21 protein-coding genes are annotated in these 20339 nt (G+C 43.5%); 7 read left to right on the forward strand and 14 right to left on the reverse strand.

All coding sequences use genetic code 11. The annotated features are described in order from the left end of the window. Positions 1-41: 41 nt before the first annotated feature. The 3 genes from J4G44_RS01030 to J4G44_RS01040 all read right to left on the reverse strand — a co-directional run bounded on the left by J4G44_RS01030 (position 42) and on the right by J4G44_RS01040 (position 1500). The gene (locus J4G44_RS01030) at positions 42-377 is read right to left on the reverse strand and encodes a type II toxin-antitoxin system HicB family antitoxin (protein WP_004974672.1); all 336 of its coding nucleotides are present in this window, start codon (positions 375-377) and stop codon (positions 42-44) included. Next, entirely contained in the window at positions 374-622 is a 249-nt protein-coding gene (locus J4G44_RS01035) for a type II toxin-antitoxin system HicA family toxin (RefSeq protein ID WP_207973761.1), read from the reverse strand. The genes J4G44_RS01030 and J4G44_RS01035 overlap by 4 nt, the downstream gene beginning before the upstream one ends. 98 nt (positions 623-720) lie before the next feature. After that, positions 721-1500 (reverse strand): NAD-dependent epimerase/dehydratase family protein, encoded by a 780-nt coding sequence (locus tag J4G44_RS01040; protein WP_004974669.1) that lies wholly within the window; start codon positions 1498-1500, stop codon positions 721-723. A gap of 36 nt (positions 1501-1536) precedes the next feature. Between J4G44_RS01040 and recG the strand changes: the two genes are divergently transcribed. Together recG and J4G44_RS01050 are read left to right on the forward strand one after the other, a co-directional pair. Continuing rightward, on the forward strand, positions 1537-3582 hold the full coding sequence (recG, locus tag J4G44_RS01045; RefSeq protein ID WP_180044029.1) for an ATP-dependent DNA helicase RecG: 2046 nt from the start codon (positions 1537-1539) through the stop codon (positions 3580-3582). A gap of 18 nt (positions 3583-3600) precedes the next feature. Beyond that, positions 3601-4236, forward strand: a complete 636-nt coding sequence (locus J4G44_RS01050; protein ID WP_154320297.1) for a ComF family protein — start codon at positions 3601-3603, stop codon at positions 4234-4236. A 74-nt stretch (positions 4237-4310) separates the two neighbouring features. On the opposite strand, the gene J4G44_RS01055 is transcribed toward J4G44_RS01050, so the two are convergent. Both J4G44_RS01055 and J4G44_RS01060 read right to left on the reverse strand, forming a co-directional pair. Then, a complete protein-coding gene (locus J4G44_RS01055) occupies positions 4311-4721 on the reverse strand; it encodes an NUDIX hydrolase (protein WP_004974664.1) in 411 nt (136 codons plus the stop codon). Between the two features lies 1 nt (position 4722). After that, positions 4723-5325 carry an LOG family protein gene (locus J4G44_RS01060; protein ID WP_026438479.1) on the reverse strand — a complete coding sequence of 201 codons (603 nt, stop codon included), beginning with the start codon at positions 5323-5325 and terminating at the stop codon, positions 4723-4725. Between the two features lie 154 nt (positions 5326-5479). Between J4G44_RS01060 and J4G44_RS01065 the strand changes: the two genes are divergently transcribed. After that, positions 5480-6493, forward strand: coding sequence for a CorA family divalent cation transporter (locus tag J4G44_RS01065; protein ID WP_096901036.1), 1014 nt, complete (start codon positions 5480-5482; stop codon positions 6491-6493). A gap of 131 nt (positions 6494-6624) precedes the next feature. On the opposite strand, the gene J4G44_RS01070 is transcribed toward J4G44_RS01065, so the two are convergent. The 8 genes from J4G44_RS01070 to dxs form a co-directional block, all read right to left on the reverse strand. Continuing rightward, the gene (locus tag J4G44_RS01070; RefSeq protein ID WP_207973762.1) at positions 6625-6912 is read right to left on the reverse strand and encodes an STAS domain-containing protein; all 288 of its coding nucleotides are present in this window, start codon (positions 6910-6912) and stop codon (positions 6625-6627) included. A gap of 12 nt (positions 6913-6924) precedes the next feature. After that, the gene (locus tag J4G44_RS01075; protein ID WP_004974651.1) at positions 6925-7560 is read right to left on the reverse strand and encodes an MlaC/ttg2D family ABC transporter substrate-binding protein; all 636 of its coding nucleotides are present in this window, start codon (positions 7558-7560) and stop codon (positions 6925-6927) included. A gap of 15 nt (positions 7561-7575) precedes the next feature. Then, positions 7576-8253, reverse strand: a complete 678-nt coding sequence (mlaD, locus tag J4G44_RS01080; protein ID WP_096901228.1) for an outer membrane lipid asymmetry maintenance protein MlaD — start codon at positions 8251-8253, stop codon at positions 7576-7578. Next, on the reverse strand, positions 8253-9032 hold the full coding sequence (gene mlaE / locus J4G44_RS01085) for a lipid asymmetry maintenance ABC transporter permease subunit MlaE (RefSeq protein ID WP_004974646.1): 780 nt from the start codon (positions 9030-9032) through the stop codon (positions 8253-8255). The genes mlaD and mlaE overlap by 1 nt, the downstream gene beginning before the upstream one ends. After that, positions 9029-9847 carry an ABC transporter ATP-binding protein gene (locus J4G44_RS01090; protein WP_004974642.1) on the reverse strand — a complete coding sequence of 273 codons (819 nt, stop codon included), beginning with the start codon at positions 9845-9847 and terminating at the stop codon, positions 9029-9031. Before J4G44_RS01090 ends, mlaE begins: the two co-directional genes overlap by 4 nt. Before the next feature lie 389 nt (positions 9848-10236). After that, positions 10237-12087: a DEAD/DEAH box helicase gene (locus J4G44_RS01095; RefSeq protein ID WP_070153378.1), complete on the reverse strand. Its 1851-nt coding sequence runs from the start codon at positions 12085-12087 to the stop codon at positions 10237-10239. A 484-nt stretch (positions 12088-12571) separates the two neighbouring features. Then, positions 12572-13402 (reverse strand): inositol monophosphatase family protein, encoded by an 831-nt coding sequence (locus tag J4G44_RS01100; RefSeq protein WP_019836885.1) that lies wholly within the window; start codon positions 13400-13402, stop codon positions 12572-12574. A 104-nt stretch (positions 13403-13506) separates the two neighbouring features. Then, positions 13507-15417, reverse strand: a complete 1911-nt coding sequence (gene dxs / locus J4G44_RS01105) for a 1-deoxy-D-xylulose-5-phosphate synthase (RefSeq protein WP_207973763.1) — start codon at positions 15415-15417, stop codon at positions 13507-13509. Positions 15418-15725: 308 nt separating this feature from the next. Here dxs and ribA point away from each other — a divergent pair, with 308 nt between their 5' ends. Continuing rightward, a complete protein-coding gene (gene ribA / locus J4G44_RS01110) occupies positions 15726-16328 on the forward strand; it encodes a GTP cyclohydrolase II (protein ID WP_004974633.1) in 603 nt (200 codons plus the stop codon). 44 nt (positions 16329-16372) lie between these two features. Here the strand turns inward: ribA and hemN are convergent, their stop codons facing one another. Then, on the reverse strand, positions 16373-17746 hold the full coding sequence (gene hemN, locus J4G44_RS01115) for an oxygen-independent coproporphyrinogen III oxidase (protein ID WP_179989900.1): 1374 nt from the start codon (positions 17744-17746) through the stop codon (positions 16373-16375). Between the two features lie 231 nt (positions 17747-17977). Here hemN and hemF point away from each other — a divergent pair, with 231 nt between their 5' ends. From hemF to aroE, 3 genes are all read left to right on the forward strand, one after another. After that, on the forward strand, positions 17978-18922 hold the full coding sequence (gene hemF, locus J4G44_RS01120) for an oxygen-dependent coproporphyrinogen oxidase (protein ID WP_131260599.1): 945 nt from the start codon (positions 17978-17980) through the stop codon (positions 18920-18922). Positions 18923-19239: 317 nt separating this feature from the next. After that, on the forward strand, positions 19240-19446 hold the full coding sequence (locus J4G44_RS01125; protein WP_004974627.1) for a hypothetical protein: 207 nt from the start codon (positions 19240-19242) through the stop codon (positions 19444-19446). Positions 19447-19542: 96 nt separating this feature from the next. Next, positions 19543-20331, forward strand: a complete 789-nt coding sequence (aroE, locus tag J4G44_RS01130) for a shikimate dehydrogenase (RefSeq protein ID WP_167846346.1) — start codon at positions 19543-19545, stop codon at positions 20329-20331. Positions 20332-20339 lie beyond the last annotated feature (8 nt).

Here is a 20339-nt window from a genome sequence, read left to right on the forward strand (position 1 = left end):
TTTAAATTGAATATAGAATAAAGTTTATAGCATTGATAAAATCATACACCTAAGCGCATTAATTTCTCTTGAATTGCATCACTCACAAATGCATTCAAAGAACTCTCCTCCGAAGCTAAAACAGCTTTGCGATGTAATTCAGGACTGATACGAACATTAAATGTTCCCTTGAATGGCTGATCAGGTTTCTTCCCTAATTCTGCACAAGAATCTAAATATCCATCTACCGATTCCTGAAAAGCTTGCTCAAGTGTTTTTAAGGTTTCAGCCTCATAAGTAATAAGATCTCGAATGAACGCCAATTTTCCAAACAACTCACCTGTTTCAAGGTCTGGTTCAATCGTCCCCAGATAACCTTTGTATTTAAAATAGCTCATAAAAAACCCTCCTGCTTGAGTGCTTGCTTTACAGCTTTCAATGCCCCACCTTTGATTTCATTTTCAGGGTGAGGTCGATGCAGTAAAATCATGTGCTCGGTTTTAAGGTTATAAAAACGGACGCGAGAGCCTGCCATTTCAAACTTTTCATAGCCGAGCTGACTTAGTAAAACAACTAAGTCCTTATACGGAAATGTGTTTTTTGAATTCCCAATTTTATCCAACAGTTTTTCTGTTTTACCCATATTTGGCTCATGGTTTTGCAACTAATTATAGTTACTACTAAGTAAAAATTGCAACTAAATTTAGTTATTGTTGTTTGGTTATTATTTGATATAAATGATTACACATTGAATAATTCAACCCCACTCGCCACCATCCTCTGAGCAAAAATCCTTTTCCCTGTTTCACGCTCACCTTCCAACACCAACTCAGGTAAATTCAATTCACGCTGAATCTTTAAAATCATTTCATGCAAAGGCTGAGCTTGGTTATTGCTGCAAATATATGATGGTTCTGGATGTTCCACGTGAAGTAAATGTGCCAAAAAACCTGCCAAATCATCAATATGAATCCGATTTGACCAATGTATATTCGGGTAACTTTGTGTGCTTTCCGCAAGTTTGAGCATGCGTGCAGTCGAAGTGCCATAAATACCCGAAGGACGTACGATCACACATTGTTCAGGATAAGCCTGTTGCCACAAGTGTTCCATCTGCAACAACAACTGCCCTTGTACATCATTCGGCTTAGGCACAGTATCATCATCAATACATTCACCTGCGTTTTCGCCATAAACCCGTGTAGATGACACCACAATAATTCGCTTTACAGGATGATCTTTTAATGCAGCGACAATCGGCTGCACAGAATCTACATAAGTCTGTTGATACGCTTCTACAGAACTCAAAACCGTATTCCGAGATGGTGCAAGTAATACATAAACGGCATCAACAGGTTGAGTCTGTGATAAATCGAGCTGTTGAATATCTTGAAGCAGATGCGTCATATCAGGATCTGTTTTCGGACTGCGGCTAATTGTGGTAATTTGATGACCGAGCGTAAATAGTTGTTTTGCAACACGCTGCGATGTTTTACCATAACCAATAAATAGAATATGCATTCAGCACCTAATCATAGCATTTGAAGTTGAGGGGACATGGCTGCAGTCCATCAGTTGCAAGGGGTAGGCTCTGCCTCTGCTGCATTACTTGAAAAACTAAATATTTTCACCACAGATGACTTGCTGTTTCATCTACCGCGTGACTATGAAGATCGTAGCACGATCATTCCCATGAACCAATTAAACGTGGGGCGCAGCTATTTACTCGAAGGTGTGGTTAAAGGGGTCGATTTTCCACCGGGTAAACGCAAGTCGATGGCGGTCAATTTAGAAGATGAATTTGGAAAAATCACCTTACGTTTTTATCATATTTATAAAGGTATTACAGATCGTGCCAAACTCGGCAATCGTTTAAGAGTATTTGGCGAAGTACGGGTTGGGGCGCGTGGTCTGGAAATGTATCACCCCGAATTACAACTGATTACTGAACATACCCCACTGCCTAAAACCCAACTGACTGCCATTTACCCAAGCACCGATGGGCTGACCCAAGCCAAATTACGTGAATACGTCAAACAGGCCTTGACACAGCATAGTGATGATTTGCCTGAACTCCTGCCTGAAAAAATGACCAATGGCTATGCACTCAAACAGGCGTTGGATTATATTCATCATCCACCTTTAAATGCCAATATGCTGCAATTGGCACAAGGCTCTCACCCTGCACAGCAACGCCTGATTTTTGAAGAATTGGTGGCGCATCAAGTCAGTTTACTGACCCGACGGGCTTATATTCAGCAAATTGCCTCACCTGCCTTTTCCCCAAGTCAAAAACTAGCGCCTGCGTTACTCGGCAACATGCCATTTCAAATGACAGGCGCACAGCAACGGGTTTCGCAAGAAGTCATGCAGGATTTGCAGCGTAATAAACCCATGCTGCGCTTGGTACAAGGTGATGTAGGTGCAGGTAAAACGCTGGTCGCTGCAGTCGCAGCGTGTCATGCGCTAGAAGAAGGTTGGCAAGTCGCGCTGATGGCACCCACTGAAATTTTGGCAGAACAACATTATCTGAACTTTCAAAAATGGTTTGAACCATTGGGCTTAACAGTGGCATGGTTGTCTGGCAAACAAAAAGGCAAAGCACGCGCAGCGGCTGAACTGAGCATTCAAGATGGTAGCGCCAATTTGGTGGTTGGGACACATGCGTTATTTCAGGACAATGTGCAATTTGCCAAATTAGGTTTGGTGATTATTGATGAACAACACCGTTTTGGGGTCGATCAACGTCTGGCTTTGCGCAATAAAGGTGCCAATCACACTACACCGCATCAATTGGTGATGACTGCAACGCCTATTCCGCGAACTTTAGCCATGTCCGCCTATGGCGATTTGGACACTTCGGTGATTGATGAACTACCGCCAGGACGTACACCTATTCAAACGGTGACTATTCCGCTAGATCGGCGTGAAGAAGTCTTACAACGTATTGCCAGCAATTGTGCCGAAGGCAAACAAGCCTATTGGGTCTGTACCTTGGTGGAACAGTCGGAAACCTTAGATGCGCAAGCTGCCGAGGCGACTTTTGCTGAAATTAAAGAACGCTTTCCTGAACTGAATATTGGGCTGGTACACGGCAAAATGAAAGCCGATGAAAAACAAGCCGTCATGCAGCAATTTAAAGACAATCAATTACAGTTGCTGATTGCCACCACAGTAATTGAGGTCGGGGTCGATGTACCGAATGCTTCAATTATGGTGATCGAAAATGCCGAGCGTTTAGGACTTTCACAGCTACATCAGCTACGTGGACGAGTCGGACGGGGTGCCAAAGCCAGTTTTTGTGCCCTGTTGTATAAAAATCCACTTTCGCAAAATGGACAAGAACGCTTGCGGATTATGCGGGAAACCAACGATGGTTTTGTGATTGCAGAAAAAGATTTAGAACTGCGCGGCCCAGGTGAACTCTTGGGAACCAAACAAACGGGAGATATGGGCTTTCGGGTGGCTAAATTAGAACGGGATGATCATTTGTTGGCACAGGCGCATCATGTGGCACAGCAAATTTTAAACGATTATCCTACACATGCCGAAGCTTTGCTAAAACGCTGGCTGCCTGAGGCACCACGTTATGCCTATGTTTAAACGGATTGCAGTCCTAAGATGACTCAGCCGATCAATCTACTACAATGCGGCATACAATGGCTGTGCCAACTGCAACCGTGTCAGCTCTGCCATAGCGACACGCAATGGCAACATTCGGTCTGTCAAACCTGTTGGCAACAATTGCCGTGGCGTAGCCAAGCGGTACAACGACAAGAAATGCAGATTCAAGTCACTTTTGATTATCACTATCCAATTAATCGCATCATTCAACAATTTAAATATGAACAGCAGTTACATTACCAACTGCTTTTAGTAGGCGCGCTAAAACAACTGTCTTATCCTAAAATCCAAGCCATTGTACCGATGCCAATTTCCACTGCCCGCTTGACTGAACGCGGCTACAATCAATCTTTATTGTTAGCAAAAGGACTAGCGCGGCATTTAAATGTCCCGATTTGGCAACCTGTGACCCGCTTACAACAGCACGCGCAAAAAGGCTTAAGTCGCTTAGAACGATTGGAAGACATCCAACAGCAATTTCAAATTCAGAATGCGCCTAAAATCCGTTTTCGTCGGGTTTTAATTGTGGATGATGTGGTCACGACGGGCAGTTCAATTCATGCACTCAAACAGCAGTTGCTCAAGCTCGGCTGTCAAAAAGTCGAGGCGGTTTGTCTGGCCAGTGCTGAATAAAAAAACTATTCGGTTGAATATGCTCAACGCATTAAAAAGTTGAACTTAAAATATAGAAGAATGATCAACTGCTCTTAATTTTGTTGTAAATATTGTTTTAACCACGGCATCACCACTTCACGGGTCAGCGGTGCCAACAAAGTATCTTGATCATCCAAATCTACCCACTTCATTTCGGCAATTTCAGCAGCAATTTTTGGTGCCTGATCAAGCTGAACCCAATACACATAACTGACCAAACGGCAGTCGGGCTCATTGGCCGTTGCTGTTTCATAGCGTCCAATAAATTGTTGAATTTGCGCCTGACAGCCAATTTCTTCGGCAATTTCTCGCAACATGGTCGTTTCAGGCGCTTCATTGGGTTCTAATTTGCCACCGACCTGCATAAAACACGCGGTATGCTGTTTACGCACCACCAATAACTGCTGTTTGACATTTAAAATAATTGCAGCTGCAACGGTAATGATGTTGTTGATCTCAGCCATTTTATTTCGCCAGTTCCTGCTGCACCCACTCTAGCTCAGGCACTTCCCATTTCATTTCAGGAACACGGTATTGTTCAAATTGCTGCAAAATATTGTCAATACAATTCGATACAATCAATGCCTCACAAAAACGTGGCTGAGTAAAACCTTTTTCAGAGGTCTGTCTTAAAAACTTCAGCAAATCATCATAAAAGCCAGCTACATTAAAAAAGGCACAGGGTTTTGAGTGAATTCCTAATTGTGCCCACGTCCATTGCTCAAAAATTTCTTCTAAAGTTCCAGAACCACCCGGCAAAGCAATAAAGCCCTCGGCCAATTCTGACATTTTTATTTTGCGGGCATGCATGTTTTCTACGATGTGTAATTCGGTCAAATGCGGATGCGCCAATTCATGCTCTGCCAAACTTTCAGGCATGACACCAATTGCACGCCCACCTGCGGCCAAAGTACTATCTGCCACCACACCCATTAAGCCTGAGCGTCCACCGCCATAAATTAAAGTTTTGCCTTGTGCAGCCAATGTTTCACCCACTTTTCGTGCATTTTCAACAAAAACTGAATCTTTTCCTGGGGCAGAACCACAGAAAATAGCAATTGACGACATCATTTTTTCACCATGTTATCTGGCTGTCATGCCATAAAATTAAACTTCAGGGAGATTTTTAAATAAAATAGCATTCTGAGCAGTGTATTTAGTAAGATCCTTGTCTAAAATACACCCATCCACAAAACCCATACTGCGCAAGGAGAAAAGACGAATGCTTGAAGCCTTTTATGCCACAGAGCGCGGTAGTCTGGAAGATGCCACCATTAACGGTGGTTTTGATTTGCATCCAGATCTGGTCTGGATTGACCTAATTGCCCCTTCACAAGAAGAACAGCAATGGGTACTAGACGCATACTCACAAAATTTACCGACCTTAAAATCTTTGGAAGATATTTCATCTTCAGCGCGATTCTACCGCGATGATGACGGTATTTTACACATTAGTACCTATTTTTTAACTAAAAATAAAAACTATCAAGTCGATGGCGAAACTGAAGACAATTCCAGTATTTTAGCCACTGTGCAAACCGTCGCCTTTATTTTACATAAAGAACACTTGTTTACCCTACGTGGTGAAAAATTAGTGGCGTTTCGGGCATTTCGGGCGCGTGCACGACGTAACGACTACGAAATTGATTATAAAGACCCGACTTGGGTGCTTTTAGGCTTGCTTGAAGCCAAACTGGACGAACTTGCGGATATCTTAGAAGATATCCACAAGGACTTGGAAAAGTATTCCACAGAAGTTCTGAATAACCGTCATCGTGAGCAAATTTTAGACCTCGATGACATGATTACCCGACTGGCACAATTAGAAGACATGCTTGGAAAAGCGCAATTGTGTTTGATTGATTTACGTCGTGTCCTGACCTTTTTGGCACGTCCGCGTGCGTTGGGTAGTCATATTTACGATGCCGACATTCGAGAACTCAGTGAAGATGTACGCTCACTGGTCGAACACGATGCCTTCTTATTCCAGAAAGTGCGCTTCTTGCTCGATACCACTTCAGGCTTCATTAACACCGAACAGAACGATACGATTCGTCGATTCTCGATTTTACCGAGTATGTTAGCACCACCGATGTTGGTTGCCAGTGTTTATGGTATGAACACCGACGTGTTACCTTTTGCCAAAGGTACCACCAGTTTTATAGTGGTCAGTATTATTTTAATTGGCTTCTTTATTGGCCCATTAATTTACTTTAGATGGAAAAAATGGATTTGATGCCTTTTATTCCCTCTCCTTTTAGCAGCGGATTAGAGAGGTTTGCAATCTCACCTCACTTGAATAAAGCGGAAAACTAAACGCAATAAAAAAGCACCTTACAAGTAGGTGCTTTTTTATGGTTTTCAGTTTTAGGCGATTAGCTGTAAATCATCTTGCAAATGACAGGCTTGAATGATCTTCATCATTTTTTCAGGAACCGCTTTAAACTGTAAGCCTTTGGCTTCAGGCGTCTGACGCAACCATTGCACCAAAACGGCCAAAGCTAAAGTACTCCCGTGTTCTAGCTGCGCCAAATTGACCACCAAAGGCAACTGCTGCTGACGAATCAACTGCAGACCTTTTTGGTAATATTGCTTTGCATTACTGAAATCTATTTTTCCAGAAACACATAATTCCTGATTTGATAATTCAATCACGCCACACCTAACCTATTTTTTCTTTTCAACAGCAGCTTCTGCATCTGGCTTAAAGGTTGCAATGGCTTTATCAATATTGCCGCCATTACGCTTCACGTTCGCTGCAAACTGGTTACGGAATTGCAAACCTAAATCAATACCCGACACGTTAATGTTACGGATTTTCCATTGACTACCTTTGTCTGCCAACTGGAATGACACAGGAATTTTTTCACCATTATGCAAGAAATCAATGGTCACTACTGGGTTCTTGCTGTTGGTCGCCTTATAAGGACGCATGGTGTAGCTTTGGTTGCTAAATTTCGCAAACGCTGTGCCATAGTTCTCAATTAAGGTTTCTCGGAAGTTTTTCTCAAACTGCGCGCGCTGTGCTGCTGAACTGTATTGGTTCGTCGCATAAGTACCCATCACAATACGGGTAAATGCTTGCGCATCTACATACGGATCAAGGTTTTGACGCACAATCGTTTTGACCAATGCTGGATTGTTCTGCAATTTAGCATGATCTGCTTTTAAACGTGCAATCAAGCTATCGGCAACTTTTTTCACAAAAGCTGGTGGCGCTTCTGCAGGTGCAGCAAATGCAGTTCCTGCCAACATGGTTGAAAGTACACTTACCGCCAGAGTTTGCTTTAAAAGTGTTTTCACGGACAATCTCCTTCGTTACTCAACAAATGACACTTCTGCATCTGTTGTTTCAGCTGTCGCTGTGTCTTTATCTGCGTCTGACGCTGCGTTGGATGTTTTCGCTGCACCGCCAGTAATAAACTTACTGATTAAATCTTCTAAATCCATGGTGCCTTGCGTGTTGGCAATACTTTCGCCACGCTTCACAAAGTTCAAACCACCACCTGGAACCACTTTGAGATATTTCTCACCCAATAAACCATTGGTTGCTACCATTATGTAAGCATCTTCATCAATACTGGTGATGGATTTCATGTTACCCAACAGTTGTTGTTCCATTTCTTTTTGTTGCTGAGGATTTGCTTCTTGGTATTCTGCACTGTAGCGCAATTCTTCAAGCGCATAATTTTGCACTGTTTTTAGTTGTTCAGGATTAAAACTGGTCAACTTGCCATCCAGTTCAAATTCAACTGTAGCCAAACGCGATACAGGGTCTAGGGTAATATCATTGACGCGACCAATGGTGACACCGCTCATAGTGACTTTGGCGCGTGGTTTTAAACCATTCACGTTGTCAAAAGTTGCTGTCATATTGTAACTGTCGCGCAAATTGGTACCCACCAATCCACTGACTTTCATGGCCAAGAAAAATAATGCAATGCCTGTCAAAATGACAAATACACCTACGGCCAGCTCACTTGTACGTGATTTCATTAAACACCTCCGAACATGACCGCAGTCAACACAAAATCAAAACCTAAAACACATAATGAAGAATACACCACGGTTCGTGTGGTCGACGTCGCAATGCCTTCCGATGTTGGGACACAGGCATAGCCTTGATATACTGCAATCCAAGTACAAATTAATGCAAAAACAAAACTTTTAATAATTGTGCCGTTAAAAATATCTTTATAGAACTGCACGCTGCTTTGCATACCGCCCCAGAAAGAACCTTCATCGACCCCTAGAAAATCGACCCCAACCATTTTGCCGCCCATAATGCCAATTGCAGCAAAAATAATGGAGAGCATTGGCAGGCTGACTATTCCCGCCCATAAACGTGGTGACACAATACGCTTGAGTGGGTCTACCCCAATCATTTCCATGCTGGCCAATTGCTCTGTGGCTTTCATCAGACCAATTTCTGCAGTTAAGGCAGAACCTGCACGACCTGCAAATAACAGCGCAGCGACCACAGGTGCCAACTCACGTAATAAAGTCAAAGACACCATCGTGCCCAACATGGCTTCTGAACCAATATTGACCAAAATGGAGTAGCCTTGTAAGCCCAATACCAAACCAATAAATAAACCTGATACCGCAATAATCAATAATGACATCACGCCAACACGGTACATTTGGTACAGGAACAGCTTCACCCCAAGCAGGGTTGGCATGGAAAATAGAATTTGCAACAACATTTGGGTGGCGACACCAATGCCACGAACACGCTCAATGACGCGTTGACCTAATGCGGCAATAGCATTCATGAACGCACCTCATCACTTAAATAAGCCCGATGGCTAAATTGATAATCGACTGGCCCTTCGGCAGCGCCTGTTAAGAACTGACGTACAAATGCCGATTCATGCTGTTTTAATTCTGCAGGTGTACCTTCGCCCTGAATCACGCCTTCCGCGATAATATAAATGTAGTCGGCAATTGATAAAGTTTCGCCAACATCATGCGAGACGATGATGGTGGTTAAATCCAACGCTTCACGCAAGGAACGGATTAAACGGGTCAACACACCTTTTACAATCGGGTCTTGCCCTGCAAACGGCTCATCGTACATGATCAATTCAGGGTCTAACGCAATCGCACGTGCCAATGCCACACGACGGTTCATCCCGCCTGAGAGTTCTGCAGGCATAAGTTGTTCTGTACCACGCAAACCGACTGCTTCAAGTTTTAAAGCCACCAATTCTGCAATTAAATGTTCAGGCAACTGGGTATGTGCACGCAATGGAAACGCGACGTTTTCATATACGCTCATATCGGTAAATAACGCACCGCTTTGGAATAACATGCCCATACGTGCGCGCGCAGCAAATAACTCCTGACGCGACATTTGCGCAAGATTTTTTCCATCCAGAAAAATATCACCATGATCGGGAGTCAACTGACCACCAATCAAACGTAATAACGTGGTTTTACCAGTACCTGAAGGTCCCATAATGGCAGTAATTTGACCACGGCGAATCTTTAAACTGACATTTTCGAAAATGACACGTTTCCCTCGTTTAAAGCTCAGTTCATTGACTTCAATCAATGACGGCTCATGTTGAGGCATTGGATTATTCATAGCTGAGGGTCTTCCTGCATTTTTTCAGCACGCATACTATAAAGGATTGAAGCGCAAAATGTTATCTAGCAAATTTTTAAAAACTGTGCACGTATTGTTCAAGCAGTCTTATTATTGTTATTTAAATCACTTTTAGGACAGCAACAATTTAAAAGTAAGAAGAAATAATATAATACATTAAATTGCATAAGATGAGTGCTAAACCAATATACGGCATCATTCCCTCTCTCGTCTGCATGAGCAATCGTAAGCTATTGATGTTCATAATTAGCAAATAGAGTTAAAAACGTGACATATTATACATTTTATTTATCTAAAGCAAAAATATTTAACATAAAAAAACCAGTGCTGAGCACTGGTTTTTCTTTATACAAATGACTATCGCGGTTTTAGTCGTTAAATTTACGACGTGGGCGATCAAAACCACCTTCACGGCGTGGACGATCTGAATTGAACTCGCGACGTGGACGATCTTCGCCACCAAAAGAACGCTTAGGACGATCATCAAACGAACGTGGTTGACGGTCACCAAAACCACCTTCACGACGTGCAGGACGATCACCAAAATCACGTTTTGGACGATCACCGAAGCTACCTTCACGACGTGGTTTGTAATCTACGCGGTTGCCACGGTTGTCATCATTCGCATCAAAACGCGGCTTATCGTTGAAGCCACCTTCGCGACGCGGACGATCTGAATTAAATTCACGACGTGGACGATCATCAAATGAACGCTGTGGACGATCACCAAAACCACCTTCGCGGCGTGGACGATCTGAATTAAATTCACGACGTGGACGGTCTTCAAATGAACGCTGTGGACGATCACCGAAACCACCTTCACGACGTGGACGGTCTGAGTTGAACTCGCGACGCGGACGATCTTCACCAAATGCAGGACGTTCACCACGTGGTTTGTCATCAAAGCTGCGACGTGGACGATCATCACCACCTTCACGACGTTTAAAGTTGCTTTCGCCTTCAAAACGACGACCGCCACCAAAACCGCCACGACCACCGCGACCGCCATCACGACGACCACGACCACCGTCACGACCAGAACGTGCTGGAGGTGGAGATGGCTCTAAGCCTTCAATTTCAGAAACGCTTAAACGTGCATCTAAGAAATCTTCCAACGCACGGATTTTGCCGCGCTCACGGTAAGTTGCCAAAGTAATCGCGTTACCAGTACGACCCGCACGACCTGTACGACCAATACGGTGTACATAGTCTTCATTTTTCATTGGTAAACCGAAGTTAATCACGTGAGAAATAGTTGGTACGTCTAAACCACGTGCTGCAACGTCTGTTGCAACCAAGATTTTTGCACGGCCTTCGCGAATGCTGCGTAAACGACGGTTACGAACGGTTTGTGGCATTGCACCGTGTAGTGCAACAACCGAGTGACCCGCTTCAGCCAATTCTTCAGCCAGCATATCGGTATCTTCTTGAGTAGATGCGAATACAACCGCTTGATCTACACCTTCATCAGATAACCAGTGTGACAATAATTTTTTCTTGTGCTCGAAACCATCAGTCCAGTGTAAAGTCTGGGTGATGTCCATATTCGTTGAGTGACCTGTTTCAATCGCAATACGTACAGGCTCATTCATCATACGTTCTGCAAGTGTGATAATACGGCTTGCAAAAGTTGCAGAGAACATCAAGGTTTGCTTACGGTTAGCAGCTAAATCGCTAATCGCTTCTAGGTCTTCAGAGAAGCCTAAATCGAGCATACGGTCAGCTTCGTCTACAATTAAGGCATCAACTTTATCAAGTTTGATTTGACGACGGTTCACCAAGTCAAGTAAACGACCTGGAGTCGCTACAACCACTTGCGCACCTTTTAATTGTTGGATTTGCTTACCAAAAGGCATACCACCCATGATTGCTGCAATACGTACACCTTTCATGTGACGTACAAATGCAATCGCGTCTTGGCTAACTTGTTGAGCCAATTCACGTGTTGGGCAAAGCACTAAAATTGACGGCTGAGTAATAGCTTTCATACGCTCTTTAAATGGTACGAAAGTATCTTGATTAGCAAGCGCGTTTAAAGTTGGGAGTAAAAATGCAGCAGTTTTACCAGAACCTGTTTGGCTAGATACCAATAAGTCTTTACCTTCAAGTGCCGCTGGGATCGATTGTTCTTGAACAGGAGTCGGCGTAGTAAAGTTCAAGCCTTCTAAAGCTTGTTGTAAAGATTCATGTAAAGAAAAATCAGCAAAAGTTTTGCTCATAGAGATTTTCACCCTGAAAATGGGTGCTCCATTAAATAAAGTCAGATGGACATCGGCAAAAAGCGGTACAGCAATTATCGCTGACAATTTAAGATTCAGCGGCGATCCGAGTAACGACGATGTGATATAACGCACGCATGATTACGGCTTAACCTGAAGGAATCGCTTTAGCGATTGGGGCGCGAGATATCGTCCTCTCTTTGGACCGCACGCGCATACACAATGATTAGAAGAGAAATGTTCAGGTAATGAACAGAAATTAAGTGCGTGCGCGGATTATAGCAGGATTATTTTAAAAGTCACCTTATTTAATCGACTTTTGCTGTTTTTTGTGTAAACAGTGATAGATTCTACTTTTATGGCTAGTATATGGACGATAACAACAGATTTAAAACCAGCAGTTTTAGACCGTTAGGTAAAAGAAAAGCCCTCAGGATGAGAGCTTTGCTAAGTGTCTTATTTAAGTATAAATATGATCAGCTGATTATTTCGCTGCTTCGCCCCAAGCAGGCACAACCGCTTTCATAAGTGGTTTTAACATTTTCATTGAACATGCCAAAACTTGCCCATTTTCCATAGAGTCGCTGCCACCACGTGCATCGACCACAGTACCGCCCGCTTCTTTCACAATTAACTCACCCGCAGCAATATCCCACGGTTTTAAGCCAAGTTCAAAATAACCATCTAAACGACCTGCAGCCACATAAGCCAAGTCTAATGCAGCAGAACCTGCACGGCGGTATTGAGCGCCTGCTTCTGTCACATTCAATAAACTTTCAAAATGGTTTTTGGCATAAGAAACAATTTCGCCATCGCGCTTAGCACGATAAGCATGACCCACTGCCAAGAAGGTGTTGTCTAAACTGTCTTTTACATTTACACGAATACGACGTTGATTCATCATCGCACCACGGCCACGGCTCGCAGAGAACAACTCATCTTTTACAGGATCGTAAATAACACCGTGCTGTGTCACACCTTTGTGTTGCACTGCAATCGAAATACAGAAATGAGGGAAACCGTGAACAAAGTTTAGCGTGCCATCTAAAGGATCAATCACCCAACACCAGTCGGCATCGTGACCTTTGCCTTCCTGCATGCCAAATTCTTCGCCCAGGAAGCTGTGATTTTTATAACTTTTGCGTAATGTATCAATGGTCAATTGCTCGAGATAACGATCTACGCGCGTCACAGGACCATCAATGCCTTTTTCTTCGACTTGTAGATCGAGTTTATGACGATTCTGATGCGCTTTTAAAAGCTCTTGACCAACTGTTTGAGCCGCACGCGCAGCCATCACCACCATAGGTTCCATTGAACACCCACTACAAATTTGAAGAGATTGATAAAGAATAATGCATGAAAGCCCCAATATTTTAGCAAATATTGAGGCTTTTGGGGAAGAAGTGTTGCTAAAAATTAATTCAATATAGATTGATGCAGTATTTGCCAAGCATTTTGCATTGATTTTTCAATGCCTTGTGCATCTAAACCTGCCTGTTGCAGCATTTGACCATGTGTCGCTTGTTGCATAAAGCTATCTTCTAAACCTAAATGAATAATCGGTTTGACAATCTGGGCCTTCGCCAAGTATTCACTCACGGCACTGCCTGCACCACCCATAATCGCATGCTCTTCTACAGTGACGAATAATGCAGTGCTGTCTGCAATCTCAGCTAACAGTTTTTCATCCAATGGCTTCACAAAACGCATATTCACCACACGTACTGCGACATCATGCTGCTGAGCAAATGCTTCTGCCGCCTCAACTGCCGCTTGCACACGGCTACCAAAAGCCAGCACTGAAATATAGTCATCATATTGTGGATTAAACTGCGCCACAATTTCAGCTTGTCCCAATGGAATTGCTGTCATTTGCTGCTGAATTTCGACACCCAAACCATGCCCGCGTGGATAACGCACTGCTGCAGGACCGTTATATAAATAAGCGGTGTGCAGCATTTGACGACATTCATTTTCGTCTTTTGGCGCCATAATCACGATATTCGGTACGGTACGCATATAGGCGTAGTCGTAAGCACCTGCATGGGTTGGACCATCTTCACCCACCAAACCTGCACGATCGATGCCAAAAGTGACATCTAAGTTTTGCAAAGCGACATCATGAATCAGTTGGTCATAACCGCGCTGCAAGAAGGTAGAGTAAATCGCCACCACAGGCTTTAAACCTTCGCAGGCCATGCCCGCAGCCAAAGTCACGGCATGCTGTTCGGCAATCGCGACGTCAAAATAGCGTTCAGGAAATTGTTTGGCAAATTGCACCATGCCCGAACCTTCGCACATGGCTGGCGTAATTGCCAATAATCGTGAATCTTGTTCTGCCTGATCACATAACCACTGCCCAAATACATCAGAATATTTAGGTGCGCTAACTGGTGCAGCTTTGGCATGAATTTTACCAATGGCGTGATATTTAATTTGATCGGCTTCTGCAGGCGCAAAGCCTTTGCCTTTTTTGGTATAAACGTGAATTAAACGTGGGCCTTTACGTTTTTTCAGCGCATTGAATACGTGTGTGAGTTGTTCAACATCATGTCCATCGAAAGGGCCGAAATAATCAAACCCAATCGCTTTAAATAAATTGTCTGCAGCTTCAGTGGCAGCACAGTGTAAACGCGAGTTATACGTCCATTTCGGATGTGGCTGCACGTAAGCTTCGCCAGTTTCACTGACATAAACCGATTCACCACGTTCCCAAATGGCAGCAAGATGTTTAGCAAAGCCGCCTGTGCTGCATGAAATTGACATATCGTTGTCATTCAGCACCACCATCATATCGGCTTGGTGAGCCACTGCATCATTCATGGCTTCAAAAGCCATACCTGCTGTCATAGCACCATCGCCAATAATGGCAACAACTTCACACGGGTTTTGTTGATAACGTCGTGCCAACGCCATCCCCAATCCTGCAGAAATTGCTGTTGAGGAGTGACCAACGCCAAAGGTATCAAAAATAGATTCTTCACGCGCAGGGAATGCAGCCAAACCATCTTTGGCGCGAATGGTGGTGAGTTGCTCGCGGCGTCCTGTTAGGGCTTTATGCGGATAAGCCTGATGACCGACATCCCAAATTAAGCGATCGTGTGGGGTATTAAAGCAATAATGCAGCGCAACGGTCAGTTCGATCACGCCTAAGTTTGCGCCAAAGTGTCCTCCACTTTGACCTGCGGCATACAAAATGAATTGACGTAACTCATCTGCCACCTGTGGAAGCTGGCTTTGCGCGAGTAAACGTAATTGCTGCGGATGGTCAATCTCATCGAGCAATGGTGTTACAGGGCGTTGAGTTGGAATTTCTGTATACAGCATATGTGGCAAAGCCTTCTAAAGCCTGGCAAATCCTAAGCGAGGTCAATGGGAATTACTCGATCATATAACCGAATGGTATTACCTTCAATCAGCCACATTTCTAGCGATGTAGTTTTGAGCAGTGATTTCAGTTGGGCACACGTTGGGTGGGTAGATTATCCTGAATAATCTAACTATTTATCAACCATTATCGTGCGCTTTATACAAAAAAGAAAATCTTCTGTATAAATTCGTGTTCGCTATTCTACTAATGTCTGAGCATTACGCTATACTTTAAACAATTTATCGACTATTTCACGAGTTAAACAGTGCCGATTAAGTTTGTCGCAACCTCACGATTACCGACCGCATTTGGTGAATTCAACATTACGGTATTTCAAGATCCTGAAACTGGCGAAGAACACGTGGCATTATCCAAAGGTTTGGACACTGCGCCAACCCAGCCCGTTCTGGTACGGATTCACTCAGAATGTTTAACTGGCGATGCTTTCGCGTCTTTAAAATGCGACTGTGGCCCACAGCTTCAAGCCACTCAACGTCTGATTAATGACGCAGGACAAGGTGTGATTTTATATTTACGCCAAGAAGGTCGCGGGATTGGCTTGACCAATAAAATTCGTGCTTATGCCCTGCAAGATCAAGGACATGACACGGTGGATGCCAATTTAATGCTGAATTTACCTGCCGATGCACGTCGCTATGATATGTGCAGCATTATGCTAGATCATTTGCAGGTTAAAGCTGTGCGCTTAATCACCAACAACCCTTTGAAAATTCAAGCATTACAGGAACAAGGGATTACGGTGGTAGACCGTGTGCCTTTAACTGTGGGTCTAAATCCATTCAATGAAGAATATTTGCAAACCAAACACGAACGCATGGCGCACATGTATGATAAAGGTGACTTCTGAGTCACCTTTTAATTTTTGAATTAAATAATTTCTACTCAACTTACTTAAATCGTCATCGAAAAAATACGATTATTCGGCATACGGCGTTTTAAACGCAAATCAAAGGCCATACAAATATTGCGCACAAAAGGTTTACCTTTTTCCAAAATCTGAATGTGCTGATCTTGAATGAGCAGTAATTCATCTTCCTGCATTTCCTGTAACTGTTGCAGCACTTGCTCAATTTCAGGAAATGCCAATTCTGGACTGGCCCACGACGTTTCAAAGCTGCACATTAAATTTAAAATATGCTGACGTATTACCAAATCTTCCCGATCCAGCACATGCCCTTTAAACACAGGTATTTCATTGCAGGCTAAACGGGCATAATAATCTTCAATGCTTTTTTCATTTTGCGCAAAGCTATACCAACTGTCGCTAATAGATGAAACACCCAAGCCAATCATAAGCTGCGTTTTAGATGCGGTATAGCCCATAAAATTACGGTGCAAGGTACCATTTTTAAACGACTGATACATACCATCACGTTCTAAGGCAAAGTGATCCATCCCAATTTCATGATAACCATAGGCCAAAAGACGCTGTTTGCCTTCTTCATAGCACTGACGTTTTAATTCATCTTTAGGCACATCTTCATCTTTAAAGCCACGCTGCCCATTGCCTTTAATCCATGGCACATGCGCATAACTGTAAAACGCCAAACGGTCTGGCATTAAACGCTGGGTCTGCTCAATGGTATTCAGTACATCTTCCAGATTTTGAAAGGGCAAACCAAAAACCAGATCATGTGAAATAGAATCATAGCCAATTTCACGCGCCCACTCGGTCACACGTTGCACATGTTCAAAAGGCTGAATCCGATGAATGGCGCGCTGCACTTTTTCATTATAATCCTGCACGCCATAACTAACCCGACGAAAACCCAAGTCATATAAAGCCTGTAAATGTTCACGGGTGGTGTTATTGGGATGTCCTTCAAAACTAAATTCGTGCTGTTCTGCCACTTTGGCTTTTGCTAAAATGCCTTGAATAAGCTGCGTCAAATGTTCGACAGAAAAGAAAGTTGGTGTGCCACCGCCCAAATGAATTTCTTTAATGATGGGAGTGCTTTCGAGCAACTGACAATATAAGTCCCATTCTTTTAATAACGCCTGAATGTACGGTTGCTCGACTTCATGGCGTTTGGTGACGCGTTTATGACAGCCACAAAAAGTGCATAGGCTTTCGCAAAATGGCAAATGAATATACAGACTAATGCCTTCGCTGGCATTAGATTCATCAAACGAACGCTTCAGCGTTTGCTGCCACGCCTCGGCAGAAAAGGTAGCATCATCCCAATAAGGTACGGTTGGATAACTGGTATAACGTGGTCCAGGCACATTGTATTTTTGAATTAAAGAATTTGCCTGCTGTGTCATCCACTCTGCCCCATTCAGTTAATTGCTGCTGACTAAAATTTAGATTGTAAAAACTATTGTGCTGAGCTTAGGCATGGAAATCAACCTAGTCTTTTGCTCGGAATACATGCTGAAATACAAAGCACCTTGCGCAATTGCCTGAGCGATTTGCAGCAAACTGGATAAACCCCTTAATTTTTAGACAGTTTTATGTTTTGATGTAAGCCATTTTATTTTTATCCTGAGGTGGCCATGTCGCATCCTACTCACGCGGATATTCAACGTGTACGTGAATTTCTTCTCGATTTGCAGGCGCGAATTTGTGCGGCTTTAGAACAACAAGAACAGGCAGGTGGCGGAAGCGCACAGTTTGAAATTGATGACTGGCAACGTCCTGAAGGTGGCGGTGGTCGTTCCCGTGTCTTACAAAACGGTACAGTCATTGAAAAAGGCGGGGTGATGTTTTCGCATATCAATATTTCCAAACTGCCTGCTTCTGCAACTGAGCGTCATCCCAATATTGCAGGCGCACCTGCGCAAGCGATGGGTGTATCATTGGTAATTCACCCGAAAAACCCGCATGTACCCACCTCGCACGCCAATGTGCGTTTATTTGTCGCTGAACCTGAAGGACAACCGCCAATTTGGTGGTTTGGTGGTGGTTTTGACCTGACACCATTTTATCCAAATGATGAAGATGTGTTGGCATGGCACCAAACAGCACATGACTTATGTGCGCCTTTTGGCGATCAAGTCTATGCAGAACATAAACAATGGTGTGATGACTATTTTTATTTAAAGCACCGTGATGAACAGCGTGGCGTGGGTGGTTTATTTTTTGATGATCTGAATCAATGGGACTTTGACACCTGTTTCAACTATATTCAGGCGGTGGGTAATGGTTATTTGGCTGCAATTCTGCCTATTTTTGAGCGTAATCGTGACAAAGCCTATACCGAAGCACAACGTGAGTTCCAGCTTTACCGTCGTGGACGTTATGTGGAATACAATCTGGTCTATGACCGTGGCACTTTATTTGGCTTGCAGACAGGTGGACGGATTGAGTCCATTTTAGTCAGCTTACCGAACTTGGCGGGATGGTCGTACCGTCCTGAATGGGCAGAAGATTCCGCAGAGAAAAAACTCACTGACTATTATTTAAAACCACGCGATTGGTTAAATCTCAAGACGAGTTAAAGCTCGCGACTGGTGAAACCTTGCTACATCGCAGTGTAAAAAAGATCACATTCAAGGTTCAAAAAAGCGATTCTTCCACGAATCGCTTTTTTACTTACAAACTTTATTGCTTATTTTCAAATCAATAAATATGCACAGCATGAATTAACTGTCATGATAGTGCGGATGGATTTTAATAGATGATGTGACCGCGCACCCTATTCGACCATGCACAAATAGGATTTAACTATCCATACATCAAACCATGAGTCAAAGGCGAATTCATCAAACTGTCAAAGCCTTATGTCACACTGCGCCACATCTGTCAGGAGATCCGCATGTTTAGCCCGCTGTTCAAACACAAAATCTTTTTATTTTGGGCAACCTTTGCCATGTTACTTGGCTCAATTTGCATGACCTTTATTTTTGAAAGTCATCTTTCAGATGGCTTAGCCATTAGTAGCAGCATTTTAGCGGGCATTGCCATGTTCGTGATTGCCACTATTTTGGTATTAGAAACCGTTTTAGAGATTTGTAATCCTTAAGTCCAAAGACTCCCACCGTTTTATACCGCCATAGGCTTTAGTCCGCGCTGAATTTGACGTATATTGATGCACATTTCAGCACATGGATTTTGGCAAATGCGCAAACAATTTGCCGTGATTGGCAACCCAATTGAACAATCACGTTCTCCTGAACTGCATCATGCCTTTGCAGAAAAAACAGGCATTGACCTGCAATACAGCAAACGCCTTGCCCCTCTTGATGGTTTTAGAGACAGTGTTGCAGACTTTTTTAATCAGGGCGGTGTAGGCATGAATGTAACCGTGCCTTTTAAAGAGCAAGCATTTGCCCAATGTGGCGTATTAACCGAACGTGCCAAAATTGCCAAAGCAGTCAATACCTTGTGGATGCAAGATGGTGTTTTGCATGGCGACAATACCGATGGTCAGGGTTTGGTTGATGCCATTCGTGCTTTGGGCTGGAATTTAGAGCACAGTGATATTTTGATTATTGGCGCTGGTGGTGCAACCCGCGGGGTAATTTATCCGTTGGTACAAGCAGGCGCAAAAAAAATTGTGATTGCCAACCGCACCCTTGCCCGTGCTGAACAACTGGTTGCTGACCTACAAGCTGCCGTACCGCAAGCAGAATTACAAGCCATGGCACTTACCGATTTAATAGGTCAATTTGATTTAGCCATTAATGCGACGTCTGCCAGCTTAACGGGAGATGCCCTCACCTTGCCTGAGTGTTTGCAGTTTAATTTTGCTTATGAAATGGCTTATGGCAAACCTTCGAGCTTTTTAGAACAAGCCAAAGCGCGTGGCGTACCGACATCGGAAGGTTTTGGCATGCTGGTCGGACAGGCGATTGAATCTTTTTATATTTGGAATGGCGTGAAACCTGAATTAAAAGATTTCCTCTAAATCATCAC

The organism is Acinetobacter towneri, from assembly GCF_017498585.1.
GTDB lineage: Bacteria > Pseudomonadota > Gammaproteobacteria > Pseudomonadales > Moraxellaceae > Acinetobacter > Acinetobacter towneri.

Coding starts and splice junctions, on each gene's coding strand:
- J4G44_RS01090 (WP_004974642.1), bottom strand. CDS start 9,847: ATGAATAATCCAATGCCTCAACATGAGCCGTCATTGATTGAAGTCAAT.
- hemF (WP_131260599.1), top strand. CDS start 17,978: ATGTCGCATCCTACTCACGCGGATATTCAACGTGTACGTGAATTTCTT.
- J4G44_RS01050 (WP_154320297.1), top strand. CDS start 3,601: ATGACTCAGCCGATCAATCTACTACAATGCGGCATACAATGGCTGTGC.
- J4G44_RS01040 (WP_004974669.1), bottom strand. CDS start 1,500: ATGCATATTCTATTTATTGGTTATGGTAAAACATCGCAGCGTGTTGCA.
- J4G44_RS01060 (WP_026438479.1), bottom strand. CDS start 5,325: ATGTCGTCAATTGCTATTTTCTGTGGTTCTGCCCCAGGAAAAGATTCA.
- dxs (WP_207973763.1), bottom strand. CDS start 15,417: ATGCTGTATACAGAAATTCCAACTCAACGCCCTGTAACACCATTGCTC.
- J4G44_RS01035 (WP_207973761.1), bottom strand. CDS start 622: ATGGGTAAAACAGAAAAACTGTTGGATAAAATTGGGAATTCAAAAAAC.
- J4G44_RS01030 (WP_004974672.1), bottom strand. CDS start 377: ATGAGCTATTTTAAATACAAAGGTTATCTGGGGACGATTGAACCAGAC.
- J4G44_RS01055 (WP_004974664.1), bottom strand. CDS start 4,721: ATGGCTGAGATCAACAACATCATTACCGTTGCAGCTGCAATTATTTTA.
- J4G44_RS01095 (WP_070153378.1), bottom strand. CDS start 12,087: ATGAGCAAAACTTTTGCTGATTTTTCTTTACATGAATCTTTACAACAA.
- mlaD (WP_096901228.1), bottom strand. CDS start 8,253: ATGAAATCACGTACAAGTGAGCTGGCCGTAGGTGTATTTGTCATTTTG.
- J4G44_RS01125 (WP_004974627.1), top strand. CDS start 19,240: ATGTTTAGCCCGCTGTTCAAACACAAAATCTTTTTATTTTGGGCAACC.
- hemN (WP_179989900.1), bottom strand. CDS start 17,746: ATGACACAGCAGGCAAATTCTTTAATTCAAAAATACAATGTGCCTGGA.
- mlaE (WP_004974646.1), bottom strand. CDS start 9,032: ATGAATGCTATTGCCGCATTAGGTCAACGCGTCATTGAGCGTGTTCGT.
- recG (WP_180044029.1), top strand. CDS start 1,537: ATGGCTGCAGTCCATCAGTTGCAAGGGGTAGGCTCTGCCTCTGCTGCA.
- aroE (WP_167846346.1), top strand. CDS start 19,543: ATGCGCAAACAATTTGCCGTGATTGGCAACCCAATTGAACAATCACGT.
- J4G44_RS01065 (WP_096901036.1), top strand. CDS start 5,480: ATGCTTGAAGCCTTTTATGCCACAGAGCGCGGTAGTCTGGAAGATGCC.
- J4G44_RS01100 (WP_019836885.1), bottom strand. CDS start 13,402: ATGGAACCTATGGTGGTGATGGCTGCGCGTGCGGCTCAAACAGTTGGT.